Below are 21,641 nucleotides of genomic sequence, written 5' to 3'. Positions count from 1 at the left end.
ATTCCTGAAGTATATTTAGAATAAAAATAGAATTATAAAAATGAAAGAAGTATTCATTGTTTCCGCAGTAAGAACTCCAATGGGGAGCTTTCTGGGAAGTTTATCAGCTGTTCCTGCTACAAAGCTTGGAGCTGTTGCCGTAAAAGGAGCATTAGACAAAATTAATCTTGATCCGAAACAGGTTCAGGAAATCTATATGGGGAATGTTTTACAGGCTGGAGAAGGTCAGGCACCTGCGCGTCAGGTTGCTTTGGGAGCTGGTCTTTCAAACGAAACGCCTTCCACTACGGTAAATAAAGTTTGTGCTTCAGGGATGAAGGCTGTAACGATGGCTGCACAGGCGATAAAAGCGGGTGATGCTGATGTGATCGTTGCTGGAGGTATGGAAAATATGTCTTCGGTTCCACACTATTACAACGCAAGAAATGCCACTAAATTAGGTGACGTAAAAATGCAGGACGGAATGGTTCTGGACGGGCTTACAGATGTGTACAATAAAGTTCACATGGGTGTTTGTGCAGAAAAGTGCGCAACAGACTACAGCATTTCCAGAGAAGAACAGGATAATTTTGCCATCGAATCTTATAAAAGAGCTGCAAAAGCATGGAGCGAAGGAAAATTTGCCGATGAGGTAGTACCGGTAGAAATTCCGCAGAGAAAAGGAGAACCTGTAATATTTGCTGAAGATGAAGAATACAAATCTGTAAGCTTCGACAGGATTCCAACGCTTCCTACCGTATTCAAAAAAGAAGAGGGAACGGTAACAGCAGCAAATGCTTCTACTTTAAATGACGGGGCTTCTGCTTTGATCCTCGTTTCTAAAGAGAAAATGGAAGAATTGGGACTTAAGCCATTGGCAAAAATCATTTCTTATGCAGATGCGGCTCAGGCTCCGGAAGATTTCACTACTGCACCTTCAAAAGCATTACCGATTGCGCTTAAAAAAGCAGGATTGGAACTTACAGATATCGATTTCTTCGAGTTCAACGAAGCTTTCTCTGTAGTAGGCCTTGCCAACAATAAAATTCTGGGATTAGATGCTTCTAAAGTGAATGTAAATGGTGGAGCAGTAGCTATTGGTCACCCGCTTGGAAGTTCAGGTTCAAGAATTATTGTTACGCTGATCAATGTTTTGAAACAAAATAACGGCAAATATGGTGCAGCTGCCATCTGTAATGGTGGAGGCGGTGCTTCTGCCATCGTTATCGAAAATTTACAATAAATAGTTGTTAGATAAAAATCAGAATCCGGAAGTGTTTGCTTTCGGATTTTTTTATGAGGAGTTTTTAAGTTTGTTGAATTATCTTTTTAGGAGCTTTTTCCTGCTCTCACTACTCGCTTTTTCCGGTTTTAGTTTTTGCGGCGGCGGAGCCGCCGCAAAAACTAAAACCGGAAAAGAGCTCAGACATGCCGTTCGATCAGGGCTAAGTTTGGACAGTATTCAATCTTTGACCATATTCAAGAGTACTAGATTTGGTATTACTTCACTAAACGAAGTGTCATTGTTATCTTTAAAACATTCAAAATAATTAAGATCTTCTTTATTTATCCTTGCGATAAAAATACTTTTCACAGTGACAATAAAGAAGTATGAAAACAATTTAATTTTAAGCCAACAATAAAATTTCTCCCAAACAAAATAAAAACTTACGAATATTCGATCCTTTTCCTATTTTTGTGCTACTAATATTATTTGAAATGTCTGAAATTGAGAACCACGAAACTCAAAACATAAAGAATAACCCGAAGATTATGAAAGCCTGGGCAGTCTATGACTGGGCCAATTCAGTATACTCTCTCGTTATTACTTCTACCATTTTCCCCATTTATTATTCCATTCTTACTACAGCGTACGAAAAGAAAGAATATGTGGAAGAAACAAAGTCCTGGATTGATGTTCCGGTAAGACACATGATTACCATTTTTGGAAAAGAATACCAGCCGGATGCCGTGTACGGATATTCGTTAACGATTTCTTTCTTTATCGTGGTATTGTTGTCTCCGTTTCTCTCATCATTAGCAGATACTATCGGGAATAAAAAATCCTTTCTGCAGTTTTTCTGTTATCTGGGGGCCACTTCTTGTATGGGATTGGCCATGTTTACCGGTATGCACAATGTCTTCCTTGGGCTTCTGTTCAGCATTACGGCAAGTGTCGGATTTTGGGGCAGTCTTGTATTTTATAATTCGTTCCTTCCGGATATCGCTACAAGGGACAAACAGGATGCACTTTCCGCAAAAGGGTATGTTTACGGCTATATCGGTTCGGTTGTCTTGGTAATTATTTGTCTATTATTAATACAGGTTGTGGCCAAGGGAGACCCTGCAAAACAACTTTTGTTCACAAGGGTAAGCTTCCTGCTAACAGGCGCCTGGTGGTTTGGTTTTTCACAATATACCTTTAAGCATCTGCCTCAGTTCGGTGATGTTAAAGAAAAGCTTCCGAAAGATCTTGTATTATTAAATTATAAAAACATTTTTAAAAAACACGAAGAACAGGGCGGTTTTTTTGAAGTATTGAAAGATAACCTGTGCTTCTATAAAGATATTGCCAAAGAAAGTTTCAATGAATTATTTAAAGTAGGAAAGGAGCTGTTTAAACACAGAAATCTTAAATTTTTCCTCTCCAGTTTCTTTTTCTACAGTGTAGGGATGCAGACTATTTTCCTGATGGCGACCCTGTTCGGGAAAAGTGAAATAAATCTTCCTCAGGATAAGCTTATAGGAACCCTTCTTATTATCCAGATTGAAGCCATCATAGGTGCAGTTATATTCTCAAGATTATCAAGAAAAATCGGAAATAAAAATGTAATATCCATCGCCGTAGTATTGTGGATTGTGGCCTGTATCTGGGCATACTTCCTTAATAAGGAAAATCCTACGGTTGAATACCAGTTCTATGGTGTTGCAGCGGTTGTCGGGCTTGTAATGGGAGGTCTTCAGGCAATGTCAAGATCCACTTATTCCAAGCTTTTGCCGGAAAATTCAATGGAAAATACTACATTTTTCAGCTTTTATGATGTACTGGAAAAAATTGCCATTATTGTAGGAACTTTTGTTTTTGCATTATTTATTGATAAGTACGATGCTCTACGGTCTATCTTTGCTAAAATTGATGTTATGCTTCCATCTGCCTCCGGGATGAGGTTTGCAGCATTTTCAATGGCAATCTTCTTCTTTGTAGGATTAATTCTTATAAGGTTTTTGAAACTCAGTACTCCTAAAAACGATTAAGACAAATAAATAAAAAAGACGCTGTTGTAAGCGTCTTTTTTTATGCATGGAAATTTGTGTTAATTAAGGGATTATTATATAATACATATCATATTAACATTAATTTTGTGTTTTTTTTCGTTTATTTGCAAATTGTTAAATCTATTAAAAATAATGATAAAAAAGCTACTCACGATCTGTATTTTACAATGTGCGGTATTGGGTTTTTCTCAGAGTCTTCGCCCCGTTGCAGCGAAAATTTCAGAATACCGGTTTCAAAAGAAAACTTTTGAAAAATATGATCTTTTTACCTTAAATAACAATTCGGAAAAACTTACTGAATATAAAAGGGCAGCTACAGATATTTCTGTTCTGAATGTAGATAGCAGACAACTTAAAAAGCTTGTTCACGACAAACCGGAATTCCTGGAAGTATCTTTTCCCTTCGATGGAAAACAAATCACCATGGAACTTTACAAAAATGAAATTTTCACTAAAGACTTCAAGGTCACTACCAGCAAAGGGGAAATAGTAGATTATACTCCCGGAGTTTATTATCAGGGAATTGTAAAGGGAGATAACCAGTCTGTGGTTGCATTCAGCTTTTTTGATGCCGATATTGTGGGGGTTGCCTCTACTCCTGAATTGGGAAATATTGTTGTGGGAAAAGCAAAAAATTCTTCAGACTTTGTAAGTTATTCAGATTCAAAGCTTACGGGAATCAATCCGTTCGTATGCGGCGTAGATGAATTGGCGGAAAATCAAAATCAGAAAATATCCTTTGATCCGAATGCACAAAAAAATGCAGGAAAGGTTATGACGCAAAACTGCGTAAGGATATATTATGAGATATGTTATACCCCTTATGTAAACAATGGTTCTAATGTTACCACTACAACAAACTGGCTTACTGCCATTCATAACAATATTGCCACACTTTACAACAACGACGATATAAAAATTGCACTGAATGAAGTTTTTGTCTGGACTACAGCAGACCCTTATACAGGTAATCCGAACGCTAATCTCGCAAGTTTCAGGGCAAACAGACAATCTTTCAACGGTGATCTTGCGCATTTGGTAAATCAGCCTTCTACAACAAGTGTAGCATACGTAAATTCACTTTGTACAACAAGCAGACACGCATATTCAGGAGCCGCTCAAACGTATAGCAACGTTCCTGTTTATTCATGGACAATCGAAGCAATGACTCATGAAATGGGCCATAGTTTAGGTTCTCCTCATACCCATGCCTGTGCATGGAACGGAAATTCCACGGCAATTGACGGATGCGGAACAGTAGCCGGATATCCTGAAGGAACATGCCCTACAGGCCCGATTCCGGCGCCAAGTGTTAAGGGTACCATTATGAGTTACTGTCATTTGGTTTCGGGAGTGGGAATTAATTTTGCCAACGGATTCGGTCCTCAGCCTGGTGCACTGATCAGGAGTACGGTAGACTCGAAATCATGTTTGGGAATGGATTGTACAACGGCCTGCAGCACTACAATCTCAGGATTGTCCGTTTCAAATATTACACAGACTTCAGCAAGTGCAACTTTTAATGATGCTACATCGGCTTCATGGAAATACAGACTTACAAAATTTGACGGAACTGCTGTTGCCAGCGGAAATAGTACAACCCAGTCCTTAAGTTTTTCAAATCTTCAGCCTGCAACCTATTATTTGTTATCCGTAGGAACAGACTGTTCCGCTGCATACCAGAGAACGCAATTATTTATGACCGATGGCAACTGGTGTAATGGAGCGATTTTCACAGATACGGGCGGAACGACTGCAAATTATGGTGACAACCAAACTGTTGTAAAAACATTTTATCCGTCTTCCGGAGCACTTTCTATGACTTTTACAGAATTCGCACTGGAACAAGATTATGATTTTATGTATATTTACAACGGACCTTCTACAAGTTCACCATTGTTTGCCAATGGAAATGCCTTAACGGGAACAACTTTACCGGGAACATTTACTTCTACACATCCTTCCGGAGCTATTACGGTAAGATTTGTTTCTGATGTTGAAGTGAATGATATCGGCTGGAAAGCAAATTTCTCATGTTCAGTGCTGGCTGTTGAAGATGTCAATACCAAAGACAACAGCGTAAGTATTTACCCTAATCCTGCAAGAAATATCATAACCATTTCTTCTAAAGAAGCTTTAAAATCATTTAAAATTTTCGACGAAGCCGGACGACTGGTAAAATCAGAATCTTCATTAAAAGGAAGCAGGATGGATGTCAATATTTCCTCAATGCAGACCGGAAATTATGTGATAACCGTTGAAACGGAAAAACAAAAAGTCACTAAAAAATTAATAAAACAATAATTTAAATATTTTACAATATAAGCCTGATTATTCAGGCTTTTTTTATTAACTTTAATAAAAAACTAAGATGATTTTTGATATTTTAAAATTAATTGTAATAATGAATGTTAAAAACTATCAATATTCGGCTTAAGTTTTGCTTATATTCAGGAGAATAATTTTACATTTGCAAAAAATTTATTAAATTAAATGACAAACCCATTATTTTACGCAAAAATTCTTTTGTTCGGAGAATATGGAATCATAGAAGATTCCCAAGGTTTGACATTACCTTATAGCTTCTATAAAGGTACCCTCAAGTTCTCATCATTAGATTCCGAATTCGAAAAAAAGTCTAATGAACATTTAAAAAAATATGCCGAATATCTTGAAGATCTGAACCTTCCCGAAACTTTTGAGCTTAATGTTTTAAGATTTAAAGAAGAAATTTCTTCAGGATTATTTTTTGACAGTAATATTCCTCAGGGATATGGTGTAGGAAGTTCCGGCGCATTGGTAGCCGCTATTTTTGAACGCTATTCCATATCAAAGCATGAACCTGAAAATATTTCCAAAGATGAATTAAAAAGTCTTCGCCATGTTTTTGGATTAATGGAAAGCTATTTTCACGGCAAAAGTTCTGGAATTGATCCTTTGATTTGTTATATGAACCTTCCGATCCTGATCGAAAGCAAAGAAAGTGTTGACAAAGTGGCAATTCCTGCAAGTGAAGCCGGAAAAGGCGCTATTTTTCTGATCGACTCCGGTATGACCGGCGAGACAGGACCAATGGTTCAGATTTTCTTTGAAAAAATGAAAACAGAAGGTTTCAGGAAAACACTTAAAGAAGAATTTATACGTTATAATAACGCCTGTATTGATGCTTTTCTGAAAAAAGACATGAATCCTTTTTTCAGAAATCTGAAAAAACTTTCTCATTGGGCATATGAACATTTCAGACCCATGATTCCTGAAAGTTTATTTAATGTGTGGAAAAAAGGCCTTGATTCTAATGCATATTATTTAAAGCTCTGCGGAAGCGGTGGCGGTGGTTATATTTTAGGTTTTACCAAAGATTACGAAAAAGCGGAAAAAATGCTTGACGGCTTTAATAAAGAAGTGATTTACAGATTCTAAACAGTTGGAAATGAATTCTGAAAAAGAAAATTTCCAGGAAAAAAAATACGTCAAAAAATCTATTATTTACAGATTTTCACAATTTGTGGGCTTTCTTTTGGGAGCTCGCTTTTTTGTTGCGGCACTCCTTACTTTAGCCCTTTATGTTTCTACTTTTTTTCTCTTTAACCAGGATGAAAGTTTCAGAAAATTCGTCTTTGATTTTAAAGTTCACGGTATTATTTTCTGTACCGTACTTACAATTCTGGCAGGAGGCATTATCAACCAGTTTTATGATTTTGAAAAGGATCATCTTGTAAAGCCTTTCAGAACAAGAATTCAGAGTTTTATCAAGCAGAAATATTTTTTGTATGCATATCTTATTTTAAGTTTGATTTCCCTTGGGGTTGCATGGATGATCTCCCACAATGTATTTATTTTTTTTATTGTTTATCAGTTTTTTATGTGGTTTTACAGCCATAAACTGAGCCGGATTTTAATTCTCAATAACCTTACTTTTGTAAGTCTTACGCTGTATCCTTTTTTCGGCATGATGGTTTATTATCAGACTTTTTCAAAGAAAGTTCTTTTAATGGCTGTGTTTCTTTTCCTGATTTTATTATGTATTGACATTGTGAAAGATACATTGACAAAAAGAGTAGATGAAACATTCGGCTACACCACGATCCCTACTTATTTTGATATTAAAACTGTAAATGGAATTATTGTCTCTTTGCTTATCGTAACGATAGCAGTTTCTATGAAGCTGATTCTGAAAACGGGAATTGCCGGATTTATGGCTTATTATTTCGCAGTGGGATTATTTGTTTTTATTCTATGTATTTATCTTATTATCAATAGTTCAAGACAGAATAAATTTTTCACCATTAATATTTTAAGATTCTGGGTTTTTGCCGGAATTATAGCAATGCTGCTTAGCGGACTGGAAGGTAAATTGTAGAAAAATTTCTTTAAAAAACCTTTCCTTATCCTTACCTTTGTGGAACTATAAATCTATATAAGTAATGCCCATTTTCAACGATACTAAAATCGCATTTGCGGATAAATCTGATGCACAGTTAAGAAAAGCGTATTGGATGTTCAAGATGATTGAGCAGCCTTCACTCACAAAAGTAGGAACTTCTCTGCTTAATTTTACCGTACATAATAATTTCCCTTTCGTTACCGGAATTGTCAAAAATACTTTATTTGAACAGTTTTGCGGTGGTGAAACCCGTGAAGAGAGTATGAAAGTGGTAAAACAGCTTTTCAAAAGAGGAGTAGGCAGTATTTTCGATTATTCTATTGAGGGTAAAGAAGATGAAGAAACTTTTGATGCCGTTTGCAAAGAGATTAAAGACATCGTAAGATTTTCTGTGGGAAACCCGGCAATTCCTTTTATTGTCTTTAAGCCTACCGCTTTTGGAAGAATTGATTTATATGAATCGGTTGGAAAAAATAATGAACTTACTTCAAGCCAGAAAGAAGAATGGGAAAGAGTGGTGAAAAGATTTGATGAAGTGTGTAAACTGTGTCACGAAAATGATAAGAAAGTAATGGTAGATGCAGAAGAAACATGGATGCAGGATGCTGCCGACAAGCTTTGTGAAGACATGATGGAAAAATATAACCAGGAAAAACCTATTGTATGGAATACCATTCAGATGTACCGTACCGGAAGGCTTGAATATATGGAGGAGCATGTAGAGAGAGCAAGGGAGAAAGGCTATTTTATCGGTTATAAGATTGTTCGTGGCGCCTATATGGAAAAGGAAAGAGCAAGAGCTGCAGAAAAAGGATATCCGGATCCGATCCAGCCAACAAAAGAGTCATCAGATAAAAATTATAATGCCGGAATTGATTTTGTAATGAATCACCTTGATAAAGTTTCAGCTTTCTTTGGAACCCATAATGAAATCTCTTCAGAACTAGTAATGGATAAAATGAAAGCAAAAAACCTTGAAAACGGGAATAACCATGTCCATTTCGGACAGCTTTACGGAATGAGTGATAACATTACTTTCTATCTTTCAGATAAAGGCTATAATGTTGCGAAATATCTTCCATACGGACCGGTGAAAGATGTTGTACCATATCTTACGAGAAGAGCACAGGAGAATACTTCTGTTGCCGGACAAACCGGAAGGGAACTCGGTCTTATCAAAAAAGAACTGGAAAGAAGAAAGAACAGCAGATAATTATTCAGATAAAATATAGAAGCCTTACAATTTGTAAGGCTTTTTTTATAATCAGTATTTTCATTTTAAGGCTCAAAACTTTCAAATTTTCCATTTTCATAAAAGATAACAATACGCTTTATCGCAACACCTTTATTATTAGCTGATTGAATGGTATTTATTGGAATATAATTTTCTAATCGCTGAGAATCGGTTATTTTTTCTCTTCCTTGACTTTGGCTCGGTATAAAGGATTCTGCAGGCGTTTGTTTCGGAGCCTCCATTTCATTTTCTTCAGCACCAAAATCTTCATCGTCATTCATCATCGTAAAAAGATCCGGGAGAGAAGTCGGCTTAGATTTTTCTTCTTCACTATTATCTGAACTTTCAACTTCAGTTTTGGTAATTTCCGGTAATTCAGATTTCAGCATCTGCCCTTCACCCGTTACGAGCCAGTCCCAGAGGATTTCAGGAAAGCGGGATTTTATTTTGATGATAAATTCTAAAGAAGGTTTATTCCGGCCTGAAGTAACATGCGAAATAGAAGAACGTTGTACATCGATTTCATCTGCGAACTCAGAGGGAGTTAACCCGGAATATTCAATAACCTTAGAAATTCTTTCATTTAAGCTCATAAAATTGGTTTATCAATCTTTTTACAAATGTAAAAATAAAATTTACAATTGACAAATACAAAAGTAAATTAGTAACGAGATTTTTAATATACAGATGTAAATAATTAATATACTGATTAATAGAATCTTATATTTATATTTATTAAATGCAAGCATTTTTATTTAACATATTTTCCACAAGTGATCAAATAAATTTCTTTACTTAAAGTAATACATGAAGTAAATGCAATAATGTTAATTTTTATATTAGATATGACTAATTATCTTAGTATTCATGCGTTGTAGGAAGCTTTTCGCGGATTAAAATACCTGAAAATAGAGTAGGGCTTTACATGTATCTGATTAAATGGCAAAAAGGTTTATTATAGCTCAAATTTCAGTAACCATATTTCTATTATATACTATTATCAGGGAAATCATCAGCTGTATCTGAAATAGCATATTTAATAGGATTTTAATATTTGGTTTATTATGTTACATTATTAAATTCAACCATAAATCTTGCTTTTCAAACAAATTAAAGATCTAAATTATCAACAATTTACATTTGTATACCAAGTTAATTTAATCTTTTTCCACATCAAAACTTGTTTAAGGGAATTACAAGCAAATGTAGATAAGGATACCATTTTCCACTTCAAGTAATATTCAATTTTAAATTTAATTAAAATTCATAAAATACTGAATATTAAAATTTTAAATATTTATAATTGAATTATTGTTAATCCACAATTTTATCCACAGACAAAATGGCAATTTTTACTGTTTGATGATATTACAAATGTTAATTTTATTTATCAACGAAATTTTGTTAATTTTGACTCTTGTAAATTATTACACAATGAATTTTGAAAAGCTGTATCAGCAAAATCCCAATTTCCCCAATCGCTATATTTTCCCTGAAAAATTATTTTTTTTCCTACAGACCAATCTTAGCGATTATATTAATGAGATAGGAAAGTCTTATCTGGGTAAACCGGTTTATCAGCTGACAATCGGAAACGGTGATATCAATATTATTGCATGGTCCCAGATGCACGGAAATGAATCGAATGCTACTCATGCTATGCTTGATCTGTTTACAACTTTAGATAAAGCTCCCGATTTGAAAGCCGAGTTGTTCAGCAAAATAAAACTGGATTTTATATTTATGCTTAATCCTGACGGATCCGAAAGATGGACCAGGCTTAATGCTTCCGATATTGACCTGAACAGGGATTTTCATAATGAAGCCAGCAAGGAAATCAAATTATTGAAAGAGGCTGTTGCAAAGAAGAAATATGATTATGCACTAAACCTTCATGAGCAGAGAACGATTTTTACTACAGACGGAATTCATCCTGCTACTCTTTCATTTCTGGCCCCGTCGGAAAATGTTGAACGAACTATAACGGAAAACAGAAAAAAATGTATGGCTGTTATAGCATCGGTTTATGGAAAGCTGAAAGAACTGATCCCAAACCAGATCGGAAGATATTCTGATGAGTTTTATCCTGCATCTACGGGAGATAATTTCATCAAAGCCGGAATGCCAACCATTCTTTTTGAAGGCGGACATTTTATAGACGATTATACAAGAGCAGAAACCCGGAAATATTATACCATTGCACTTTATTATGCATTAAGTGCAATGACCGAACTGAATTCCGGGACGGAAGGATGGGAAGCTTATCTGGAAATTCCTGAAAATAAAGAAACGCATTATGACATTATTTACCGTAATGTAAAGCTGAACACGGATCATGAATGTGTTTTGGATATTGCTGTTCAGTATCGGGAACTGAAAGAAGAAGGCAGGGATGAAATTTCTTTCATACCATTTGTTATGGAAGTAGGTGATGTTAAAAAACGTAAAGGATGGAAAGAAATAGACTGTACAAACAAAAAGTTTATTTGTCCGACCAAATATCCCAAACTTGATGCGGAAGTAAATTTTTTCATTGAAGATTAAAAATAATCAGCGGAACCTTTGGTTCCGCTGATTATTTTATGTTGTTATTGGAGAATAAACTAATTGATAGATATCGTGATTAATTAACCACCTTAATTCCGTTCGCTACAAATCTGATTTCTTCCTTCGGTGTTTTGATGGCGTCTATTTCAGCTTGTGGTTTTTTAGCATCTTCTGCATAATGTTTTTGCTCGTCTACAGAAGTTACTTTTCTTTCGGCAGAACCTTCAAGCACTACATTTTTTCCTTTTAATGCAGTGGGTACAAAGAATCCGTAATCCTTCATTTTTACAAAAAACTGGGAATTGTCTTCCGTCTGAATCGTCAGCCAGCATCCTTTTTTATCGCAAACATCTGTTACTTTACCTTTTACAGCAACATTTTCCACTTTTTTATTATCCTTTTTCAGCTTTTTGCTAAGTTTATCTACGGAAATTGCTTTAGACTCTGCATTAGAAGCGACACCTCCTCCGTAGACATCACCTACAACAGCGTTTCCAGCCGGCGGACCGGATTTTTTTGATTCCTGTGCAAATGCTAAAGTTGAAACACTTACTGCTGCTGCAAATAATAATGATTTGAATTTCATATTGATTTTTTTTCAAAAATAGTAATAAAATCTGAATGACAAAACGACGGTAAACTTGATAAAAAGCAGGTTTGCCTTTCGGTAATTAATTCGCTATGTTTAATTCTTTTTAACGCAACGCTATTAATCAATTATGGTCCGTTCGCAAAGGCGTTTCACTCAGTAAAGGAACTTTGCTATCATTTGCTGAATGAAATGTGTTTGTGCTTAAAAAATAACCACCTAGTTACTCAGCAACCCTCGCGTCTCTTGGGTTAAAAACCGACGAGTACCAATTTTTAGCACAACGTCCACAAAGAAAATTAATCAATCCTCCTGCATAATCCGTTCGCAAGGGCGTTTCACTCAGCAAAATAATAGCAGCTTATTATACGTAAAGTCTTTGCTGAATGAAACGCCTTCGCACCGAAAAATATGCTCCCTGTTATTCAATGAACCTTAGTGCTCCCTTCGTGTTAAAACAATAAATGCCTCTTGATCATTCAATAAACTGTTCTTTCATTAGCTAAGCAAAACGCATTAGCGACCGGAAAATATGCTCCGTTATTCAATAAAATCCTTGCGACCGTTGCGTTAAAAACGAATAAGATACCTCAGTTATAATTTAAAACAAACTAATCCTATATTTATTTATATTTGGAGCCTATACTTCACTATGCAGAAAAAACTAAAACTTTGGGACGCCATCATGTTGGTAATGGGGTCGATGATCGGAAGCGGAATTTTCATTGTAACCGCAGATATGATGCGTAATCTTGGTTCAGGCTTCTGGCTGATTATCGTTTGGGTCATCACAGGAATCATGACAGTAGCTGCAGCGATAAGCTACGGCGAACTTTCGGCTTTATTTCCAAAAGCAGGCGGACAATACACTTACCTGAAAGAAATCTTCGGTAAAAGAATGGGTTTCCTTTACGGATGGGGCCTTTTTACGGTGATCCAAACAGGAACGATTGCTGCTGTAGCGATGGCATTCGGAAAATTTACGGCTTACCTGATTCCTTCTCTTAATGATGCAGCACCTATTTTCCAGAGTGGTGAATTTAAAATTACGTGGATTCAGATGCTTGCCATCGCCATTATCCTTTTGCTTACTTACATCAATACAAGAGGCATGGAAAGTGGAAAGCTATTGCAGAATATTTTTACAGGATCAAAAATCATTGCCTTGTTGGGATTAATTGCGGCAGGATTTATTCTGGTTGACGTATCCCATCTTGCCGAAAATTTCAGCTTCGGATATGATGCTTTTAACAATCTTACCAAAGACCGGTTCGGAAATTTCTTAAAAGAAGGCTGGGAACCCATTGGCGGGATGACCCTCCTTGGAGGAATTGCCGCAGCGATGGTAGGTTCTGTATTCAGTTCCGTAGCCTGGGAAAGTGTAACGTTTGTATCGGGTGAAATTGAAAATCCTAAGAAAAATGTTGTTAAATCAATGATCTACGGAACAACAGCGGTTATGATATTATACATTGCCGTGAACTATGTTTACCTTAATGCTCTCGACAGAGATTCCATCGCATTTGCAGAAAACGACAGGGTAGCGGTGGCAGCCTCCCATTTTATTTTCGGAAGTGCAGGAACTGTTATTATTGCAGTTCTTGTTATGGTTTCCACTTTCGGATGCAACAACGGGTTGATTCTTGCCGGAGCAAGGGTTTTTCAGACCATGGCCAAAGATGGAATGTTCTTCAGGCAGGCAGAAAAAAATAACAAAAATGCAGTTCCTGAAAATGCATTATGGATGCAGGGAATCTGGGCTTCGATATTATGTCTTAGCGGTCAATACGGAAATCTTCTGGATATGATTTCTTTTGTTATTGTATTATTCTACATGATTACCGTTTTCGGGGTCATTTATCTGAGATTTAAAAAACCTGAGCTGGAAAGGCCTTATAAAACATGGCTGTATCCTGTTACGCCTGTTATCTATTTGTTAATAGGTACTGTCTTCTGCATTTTACTGCTGATCTACAAGCAGCAGTACACCTGGCCTGGCTTCGTTTTGGTGTTGCTTGGACTTCCGGTGTACTATTTTATCAATAGGAAAAATCCGCGGCCGTAATCCGTCACGATTCCAGATATGGAGTAAATCATCCTTTACTAAGTGTTATTTTAACATTTGTTTTCAGAGATAAATAGGTAAAGTTAACATCCAAAAACAACATTTTACTTGCAAGTTTTTCAACTCATGCGCAGGAGTTGACAAAAACCTAAGCACAAGTTGCTCAACTCCTAAGCAAGAGTTGGTGAACTCCTGCGCAGGAGTTTGACGGATCATAAGCATGCATTAAAAATGAATGGCACAGCCTGGAATTTCTGCCGTGGGTGTATTTATTTTTTCAGGAGCTAAATCTTGCTTTCCGCTGTATCTTTTGGGTTACGGCCTCCGCTTGGCTCCGGCCGCACCCCAAAAGGATGCCGCTGCAATCAAGGCTAGGGTATTCGTCTGTACCATTGCCGGGCGGCATAAAGTAGCAGACAACCATATAAAATCGATATAAGCAGATGGAGCAATATGCAATATCTATAAGTCAATCGGCTTATATTTTTTATTTATAAGTAATTATGCTTATATTTGCAGAATGATAGCGGTCATTACCGGAGATATTATTAATTCACAACAGGCGGATACAGAAGTTTGGATTACCAGACTTAAAAATCTTCTCGAAAATTGGGGAAGCGCTCCCCAGACATGGGAAATTTACAGAGGTGACGAATTTCAGTTCAAATGTAATATCGACGATGTATTCTGGCGTTTTTTAGCGATAAAATCACTCATTAAAAGTCAGGAAAATTTAGACGTACGAATTGCCATAGGTATTGGCGAAGAAAATTTCTCTTCAGATAAAATCACGGAATCTAACGGAACCGCTTACGTTCATTCAGGGAGATTACTCAATGATCTTAAAAACGACGGACATACTGTTTCCGTTAAAACTTCCAACGACTCTGTAGACAGGGATCTTAATATTCTGCTCAAATGGTCTTCAAAAGATTTCGACAACTGGACGATGGCCACTGCTGAAATTATTCATGAAATGATTATGAATAAAGAAATCACACAGGAAGATCTTGCCAAGAAATTTGCCATCTCACAGTCCTCGGTAAGCCAGAGACTGAAGCGTGCCAATTACGAATTAATTGTAGAAACCAATCAATATTTCAGAAAGAAAATTTCGGAACTCTAAACATGATTTTTATTAAACTCATATTGGCGCATTTACTCGGAGATTTTATTCTTCAGCCGGATTCATGGGTTGCAGACAAAGAGAGCAAAAAACTGAAAAGCGTATATCTGTATATTCACGTTTTGATTCACACGGTTTTAAGCTTTATTTTCCTTTGGGATTTACAGCTTTGGTGGGTCGCTATTTTGATAGGTGTTTCGCATTTTATTATTGATGCATGTAAACTCAGTTTTCAAACTTATAAAAATAAGAAGAACTGGTTTTTCATCGATCAGGCTTTCCATGTTTTGGTGATCGCAGGAGTTTCTTTTTACTTTAATGAATTTAATTTTGAATTTCTTCAAAATCAGGAATTGTTAAAAATTGTAATGGCAGCCTTGTTTTTAACAGCGCCCGCTTCGATTTTTATTAAAATATTATTGTCTTCATGGACGCCAGTTCCGGAGACAACCAACAATATACAAACCGAATCTTTATCGAGTGCAGGGAAATATATTGGGATTTTGGAACGTTTATTAGTTTTCACTTTTATTGTAGTGAATCATTGGGAAGGGGTAGGTTTTATGGTGGCTGCAAAGTCTGTTTTCAGATTTAGCGACCTTGCCCAGGCAAAACAGAGAAAGTTAACCGAGTATGTACTGATCGGAACGCTTTTAAGTTTTGGACTGGCAGTTTTAACAGGAATTTTAATTAAATAAATATAATATAAATCTAATAAAAAGTAATTTTAGAAAATGGAAAAGTTAGAAATGTTGTACGAAGGTAAAGCAAAACAGGTATTTGCTACCGATAATCCTGACCAGGTAATTGTGCGTTTCAAAGACGATGCTACTGCATTCAACGCTCAGAAAAGAGGTTCTGTAGACCTGAAAGGAGAAATGAACAACGCAATCACTACGCTTATCTTTGAATACCTGAATGAAAAAGGAATCAAAACTCATTTTATAAAACAACTGAACGAAAGAGAGCAGCTCGTAAGAAAAGTATCTATTATTCCTCTCGAAATGGTGGTAAGAAACTATTCTGCAGGAAGTATGGCTCAAAGACTGGGAGTAGAAGAAGGAATCAAGTCTCCGGTTACTATTTTCGATATCTGTTACAAAAAAGACGAGTTGGGAGATCCGCTTATCAATGATCACCACGCAGTTTTCTTAGGAGCTGCAACGTATGAAGAACTTGACGAAATGTATGAGCTCACTTCAGATATTAACGATATCCTGATCGATCTTTTCGACAAAATGAATATAATCCTGGTTGATTTTAAAATCGAATTAGGAAAAACTTCAGATGGTGAAATCATTTTAGCAGATGAAATTTCCCCGGATACTTGCAGACTTTGGGACAAAGATACCATGAAGAAACTGGATAAAGACAGATTCAGAAGAGATCTTGGAGAAGTTACCGAAGCATACGTTGAGATCTACAACAGGCTGAAAGAAGCTCTGGGTAAATAATTCCAGGAACTAATGAGATGTAAGTTTTTTATTTAACATAATATTTAATTTTTCATCTAATTAAAAGATCTACCTAATACAATCTAGATTAGAAAAAATAGAAATGAAAAGTTTAGACATTCATAAAAGTGAATATTTAAAGCAGTTTGAAACCCAGACCTACGGAAGAAATCTTTTCAGGACGCAGGAAGAAGAAAGACTGGATGCTCCTAATGAGGAGTGCGGGATCTTCGGGATGTATTCTGATAATGACCTCGATACGTTTTCGCTTTCGCAGTTCGGTCTTTTTGCATTGCAGCACAGAGGCCAGGAAGCTTGTGGTATTTCTGTTTTGAAGAACGGGAGAATCACCAACATGAAAGATGAGGGACTGGTTTTGGACGTTTATAAAGAAATCCCGGATCCGGAAACTTTTATGGGAAATTCTGCAATCGGGCATACCCGCTACACGACTGCAGGAGATAAGAAAAAATATAATTTCCAGCCTTTTTTTGCAAAGAATGAATATGATCAGATTATTCTTTCCATTGCGCATAATGGTAACCTTACCAATGCAAAGGAACTGAAGGCGGAGCTGGAGGCAGAAGGTGTCGTTTTCAGGGCAACTTCAGATTCTGAGGTAATCCTTAGGCTTATTCAGAAAAACCTTGATCTCGGACTTCGTGGAGCTATTAAAGTGACCATGGAAAAAATAGAAGGTGCATATTCTGTTGTCGGGATGACAAGAAATAAATTCTTTGCTTTCAGAGATTTCAACGGGATCAGACCTCTTGTGTTGGGAGCAATAGATGAAAAATCCTATGTTGTTGCATCAGAATCTGTGGCATTGGATGCAGTAGGTGCTCAGTATGTTCGTGATATTCTACCTGGAGAAATCGTTTATACCAATGAAAACGAACCCGGAAAACTTCATTCTTATATGGCTGATGAAGAAAAAGGAAAACAGAGAATCTGTTCATTTGAATATATTTACTTTGCAAGACCGGATTCTTCATTAGAAAATATAAACGTATACGAAATCAGGGAAAAATCAGGAGAGAAGATCTGGCATCAGGCTCCGGTAGAAGCAGATGTTGTTATTGGAGTTCCGGATTCCGGAGTTCCGGCTGCTATTGGTTTTGCTAAAGCTTCAGGGATTCCTTTCCGTCCTGTTTTAATTAAGAACAGGTATATCGGAAGAAGTTTTATCGTTCCTACTCAGGAAATGAGAGAAAGAGTGGTAAACCTTAAACTCAATCCTATTATTTCAGAGATTAAAGACAAAAGAGTAGTGATCATTGATGACTCTATCGTTCGTGGTACTACTTCCAAGAGACTGGTTAAGATCTTAAAAGATGCCGGGGTGAAGGAAATACACTTCAGAAGTGTTTCTCCGCCAATTATTGCTCCTTGTTATTTAGGAATCGATACCCCTTCAAAAGATGACCTGATTTCAGCAAATATGACAACTGCTGAACTCAGAGATTATCTGGGTGTAGATTCACTTGAATTTTTAAGTGTTGAAAACCTGAAAGAAATTCTTGGTTCTGCCAATCACTGTTTCGGATGTTTTACAGAACAATATCCTGTAGGTAAAGGAGAAGAAGTGGAATTATTTAATTAATAACTAACTTCTTAATAAATAATAAAAAACAAAAGGTCAGGTTTCTCGAAACCTGACCTTTTTAGTATTGAAATCAAAATTGTTTTAGAATTTAAAAGCTAAACCAACTTGGAATACATTGTTTCTGATTGCATCAGAGTTACTTGGTCTGTCTTTCGCAATATCAGTAAGACCTGCAACGTATCTCGCTGTAATACCAATATTATCTGTGAAATAGTATCCTGCACCAAGACCGATACCGAAGTTGAATTTATTTAAGCTGTCTTTATAGTCTCCAGATTCATTAATTGTATTGTTATCCGTTTCATTCTTTAATTTATTCTTAGCATTTACCAAGAAACCGAATTCAGGACCTGCTTCTAAATAAAGATTTGGAATAATATTATACTGGAACATTACCGGAACAGTAATATAGTCTAAATGTCTTGCACTTGAATAACGTGTTCCTGCAATAGTCTGATCATACTTATCTCCATATTGAGAGTATAAAACCTCCGGCTGGATGCTGAATGATGTAGCTACAGGAATGTTAGCAAAAACACCAGCGTTAAAACCGATTTTAGAACCTTGATCATCTAATCCTGATTCATTTGTCAAAGAAGAAACGTTCATTCCTGCTTTAACACCAAATGCTACAGGAGAAGCAGATGAAGTAGAAGTGGTAGTCGTAGTCTGGGCAAATGCCAATGAACCAGCTGTAAGTGCTATTCCTAAAATTAACTTTTTCATAACTTTAATTTTTGATAATTTACTTTTTAATTTTAAATTTTACTACTGTCAAACTAATTTGACGGGGAGTATCTTTCAAATTGCTTGCCAAAAAATAAAAGCATGATAAAAGTCAGTATTAAAAGGCATTTTGATGAAAATATGTAATTATTTATTTTATTGTTAATTAAGTAGTTATAAAATATTTTCACTAAATGTTTAGAAATAATCTAAATTGACAATTTTGTCAAAAACAGCATTTTTTTAAATAAATTACATTGATGCATCATTCAGTTTTCTATAAAATTCAATTGAAGAAGCTATCCCTTTTTTGCTGCACTGATAATCAAAAGTGCATGAACCGATTCCCGAAATTAATGAAAAATTGATTTTATTATCTGTATTCTTTTTGTCATTGATCAGCAGCTCAAAGATATCTTCATCCTTAAAATCACTGATATCCAGATAAGGATAATATTTCTGAATATTTTCAATAATAATGGTACAATCTTCTTCGGAGATCAGCCCTTCCGAAAAGGACAGGTGGGTTTCGGTAATCATTCCCATGGCAACAGCTTCCCCGTGGAGAACAGGATTTCCCTGGCTGAGGCAAAGACTTTCTATAGCGTGTCCTATCGTATGCCCGAAATTCAGTGTCTTACGGATATTTTTCTCCTGAAAATCCTGCTGAACAACGTCCTGCTTAATTTCCATTGATGTTTCAATGTGAGGAACAACAGCATCAGCATCAAGTTTAGAAATATTGATAAGATTTTCCCAGTGCTTTTTATCAGCAATTAATCCGTGTTTCAGCATTTCCGCGAAACCGCTTCGGAGTTCTTTATAAGGGAGTGTTTCTAAAAATTTAGGATAAACGAAAATTTGCTCCGGGAAAGTAAAGGTTCCCACCATATTTTTATAATGCATCAGGTCAATTCCTGTTTTTCCACCGATGGAAGCATCACACATCGATAAAAGAGTAGTGGGAATATTGATAAACGGAACTCCTCTTTTATAGGTAGATGCAACAAAGCCACCCATATCTGTAATTACACCACCTCCAAGATTGATGACAAGCGCCTTGCGGTCTGCCTGCATTTCCGTAAGAATTTCCCAAAGCTGATTGGCAGTCTGAATATTTTTCATTTCTTCGCCCGGCTCTATCTCAAGAATTTCAAATGCCAGATCGGTTTCCAGGTTTCCTAAAAGAGCAGGAAGGCAATATTCATGCGTATTCTCATCAACCAGGATGAAAATTTTACTGAATGATCTCGTGCTTAAAAAATCGTTGAGCTGTGAAAAATTATCATTTAATATTGTTATCATTTTCAGATTTTCTTTTATGTTATCGTATCACGATATGCAAAGTTATGATTCTTAATTTTTAACTCGTTATTAAATATACTATCTTTGCAGAAATTTTTAGAATGAGCAGAGATAATAATAATTCAGAACGACCAAAGAGACCAAGAATTTCAACCAAGAAAAATTCTGATAATTCTCGTGCTTCCAGATCTGGAAATTCTTCAGAATCAAAACCTTTTAAAAAGTCTTTTCCGAAGGCAGGAGAGAGAAATTCAGATTCCAGGAGAAGCGGTGACACCAGTTACCAGGCTCGAATGGATAAAAAATACGGAAAAACTGAACAGGAACCCTTTATTACCAGTGCAGGAGAAGGAAAAAAAACTTTCGGTAAATCTGCCCCGAAAAGAGGAGGAAGCAGACCCAATAATTTTGATACCAGAGATAAATACGAAAGAGGCAGCCTGAAATACGGAAAAAGACCGGGAACAGAAAACCGGGAGGATAAAAATAAATCTTTTGTACAAAAAAGACGGTTAACGAAAATTGATAAGGATATTCACAAAGATACCATTCGTCTGAATAAATACATTGCCAATTCCGGAATATGCAGCCGAAGAGAAGCGGATGATCTTATTACACAAGGACTTGTTGAGGTAAATGGAAAAGTGGTGAATGAAATGGGATATCAGGTTCAGAAAACTGATAAAGTTGTTTTTGACGGACAAAATATTACTCCTGAAAAACCGGTGTATGTTCTTCTGAATAAACCGAAAGGATATATTTCCACAACCAAAGATGATAAGGCCAGAAAAACAGTGATGGATCTTGTAGCCAATGCTTCGCCGTACCGTTTATTTCCTGTGGGAAGATTGGATCGTTCCACAACAGGCGTTATTCTTTTAACGAATGACGGACATATGACCAAAAAGCTTACGCACCCGTCTTTTGATGCGAAAAAGATCTATCACGTTACGTTAGATAAAAAACTGACGCATGAAGATATGAAGCTTATTGCTGAAGGAATTCGTCTGGATGAGGGAGTAGCAGTGGTTGATCAGATTTCTTTTATTGAAGGGAAACCTAAAAACGAAGTCGGGATAGAGATTCATATCGGCTGGAACCGTGTTATCAGAAGAATTTTCCAGAGATTAGGATATGAAGTGGAAGCGCTGGACAGAGTGATGTTTGCAGGTCTTACGAAAAAGAACATCAAAAGAGGTCACTGGAGAATCCTTACGGAACTGGAGGTGAATAATCTTAAAATGCTTTAATCAACAAGTATTTAATAATATAAGGCGCTCAATCAGCGTCTTTTTTTATGCTCTTGATTCAGCAGTATAAACTTTCAGGAAAAAGCCGTATTTTTCAATT

General features: G+C 36.3%; 17 protein-coding genes. 13 read left to right on the top strand and 4 right to left on the bottom strand.

The genetic code is table 11. From position 1 onward, the window contains the following. The first annotated feature begins 40 nt into the window (after window positions 1–40). From M0D58_RS03460 to M0D58_RS03435, 6 genes are all read left to right on the top strand, one after another. The gene (locus M0D58_RS03460; RefSeq protein WP_248393616.1) at window positions 41–1,222 is read left to right on the top strand and encodes an acetyl-CoA C-acyltransferase; all 1,182 of its coding nucleotides are present in this window, start codon (window positions 41–43) and stop codon (window positions 1,220–1,222) included. A gap of 476 nt (window positions 1,223–1,698) precedes the next feature. Continuing rightward, the gene (locus tag M0D58_RS03455) at window positions 1,699–3,234 is read left to right on the top strand and encodes an MFS transporter (RefSeq protein WP_248393615.1); all 1,536 of its coding nucleotides are present in this window, start codon (window positions 1,699–1,701) and stop codon (window positions 3,232–3,234) included. A 153-nt stretch (window positions 3,235–3,387) separates the two neighbouring features. Continuing rightward, on the top strand, window positions 3,388–5,559 hold the full coding sequence (locus M0D58_RS03450; RefSeq protein WP_248393614.1) for a M12 family metallo-peptidase: 2,172 nt from the start codon (window positions 3,388–3,390) through the stop codon (window positions 5,557–5,559). A 189-nt stretch (window positions 5,560–5,748) separates the two neighbouring features. Continuing rightward, on the top strand, window positions 5,749–6,675 hold the full coding sequence (locus M0D58_RS03445) for a mevalonate kinase family protein (protein WP_248393613.1): 927 nt from the start codon (window positions 5,749–5,751) through the stop codon (window positions 6,673–6,675). Window positions 6,676–6,685: 10 nt separating this feature from the next. Next, window positions 6,686–7,615 carry a UbiA family prenyltransferase gene (locus M0D58_RS03440; RefSeq protein WP_248393612.1) on the top strand — a complete coding sequence of 310 codons (930 nt, stop codon included), beginning with the start codon at window positions 6,686–6,688 and terminating at the stop codon, window positions 7,613–7,615. A 64-nt stretch (window positions 7,616–7,679) separates the two neighbouring features. Continuing rightward, window positions 7,680–8,852: a proline dehydrogenase family protein gene (locus tag M0D58_RS03435; protein ID WP_248393611.1), complete on the top strand. Its 1,173-nt coding sequence runs from the start codon at window positions 7,680–7,682 to the stop codon at window positions 8,850–8,852. A gap of 65 nt (window positions 8,853–8,917) precedes the next feature. Here the strand turns inward: M0D58_RS03435 and M0D58_RS03430 are convergent, their stop codons facing one another. Beyond that, the gene (locus tag M0D58_RS03430) at window positions 8,918–9,466 is read right to left on the bottom strand and encodes a helix-turn-helix transcriptional regulator (protein ID WP_248393610.1); all 549 of its coding nucleotides are present in this window, start codon (window positions 9,464–9,466) and stop codon (window positions 8,918–8,920) included. Between the two features lie 841 nt (window positions 9,467–10,307). Here M0D58_RS03430 and M0D58_RS03425 point away from each other — a divergent pair. After that, a complete protein-coding gene (locus M0D58_RS03425; protein ID WP_248393609.1) occupies window positions 10,308–11,417 on the top strand; it encodes a M14 family zinc carboxypeptidase in 1,110 nt (369 codons plus the stop codon). A gap of 79 nt (window positions 11,418–11,496) precedes the next feature. On the opposite strand, the gene M0D58_RS03420 is transcribed toward M0D58_RS03425, so the two are convergent. Continuing rightward, window positions 11,497–12,006 carry a DUF4920 domain-containing protein gene (locus tag M0D58_RS03420; RefSeq protein WP_248393608.1) on the bottom strand — a complete coding sequence of 170 codons (510 nt, stop codon included), beginning with the start codon at window positions 12,004–12,006 and terminating at the stop codon, window positions 11,497–11,499. A gap of 655 nt (window positions 12,007–12,661) precedes the next feature. On the opposite strand from M0D58_RS03420, the gene M0D58_RS03415 reads away from it, so the two are divergent. The 5 genes from M0D58_RS03415 (at window position 12,662) to purF (ending at window position 18,257) form a co-directional block, all read left to right on the top strand. Next, on the top strand, window positions 12,662–14,074 hold the full coding sequence (locus M0D58_RS03415) for an APC family permease (RefSeq protein WP_248393607.1): 1,413 nt from the start codon (window positions 12,662–12,664) through the stop codon (window positions 14,072–14,074). Window positions 14,075–14,594: 520 nt separating this feature from the next. Continuing rightward, on the top strand, window positions 14,595–15,200 hold the full coding sequence (locus M0D58_RS03410; protein WP_248393606.1) for a SatD family protein: 606 nt from the start codon (window positions 14,595–14,597) through the stop codon (window positions 15,198–15,200). Window positions 15,201–15,202: 2 nt separating this feature from the next. Then, window positions 15,203–15,898 carry a DUF3307 domain-containing protein gene (locus tag M0D58_RS03405; protein ID WP_248393605.1) on the top strand — a complete coding sequence of 232 codons (696 nt, stop codon included), beginning with the start codon at window positions 15,203–15,205 and terminating at the stop codon, window positions 15,896–15,898. Between the two features lie 36 nt (window positions 15,899–15,934). Beyond that, complete coding sequence (purC, locus tag M0D58_RS03400) at window positions 15,935–16,654, top strand: phosphoribosylaminoimidazolesuccinocarboxamide synthase (RefSeq protein ID WP_248393604.1); 720 nt, start codon at window positions 15,935–15,937, stop codon at window positions 16,652–16,654. Window positions 16,655–16,757: 103 nt separating this feature from the next. Beyond that, on the top strand, window positions 16,758–18,257 hold the full coding sequence (purF, locus tag M0D58_RS03395; RefSeq protein WP_248393603.1) for an amidophosphoribosyltransferase: 1,500 nt from the start codon (window positions 16,758–16,760) through the stop codon (window positions 18,255–18,257). An 84-nt stretch (window positions 18,258–18,341) separates the two neighbouring features. Here purF and M0D58_RS03390 read toward each other — a convergent pair whose 3' ends face one another. Together M0D58_RS03390 and aroB are read right to left on the bottom strand one after the other, a co-directional pair. Further along, complete coding sequence (locus tag M0D58_RS03390; protein ID WP_248393602.1) at window positions 18,342–18,986, bottom strand: porin family protein; 645 nt, start codon at window positions 18,984–18,986, stop codon at window positions 18,342–18,344. Window positions 18,987–19,238: 252 nt separating this feature from the next. Continuing rightward, window positions 19,239–20,291, bottom strand: coding sequence for a 3-dehydroquinate synthase (aroB, locus tag M0D58_RS03385; protein WP_248393601.1), 1,053 nt, complete (start codon window positions 20,289–20,291; stop codon window positions 19,239–19,241). A gap of 101 nt (window positions 20,292–20,392) precedes the next feature. On the opposite strand from aroB, the gene M0D58_RS03380 reads away from it, so the two are divergent. Beyond that, complete coding sequence (locus M0D58_RS03380) at window positions 20,393–21,541, top strand: pseudouridine synthase (protein ID WP_248393600.1); 1,149 nt, start codon at window positions 20,393–20,395, stop codon at window positions 21,539–21,541. Window positions 21,542–21,641: the final 100 nt, after the last annotated feature.

This window comes from Chryseobacterium nepalense, assembly GCF_023195755.1.
Classification (GTDB): domain Bacteria; phylum Bacteroidota; class Bacteroidia; order Flavobacteriales; family Weeksellaceae; genus Chryseobacterium; species Chryseobacterium nepalense.
This window is presented reverse-complemented; position numbering and strand designations above follow the sequence as displayed.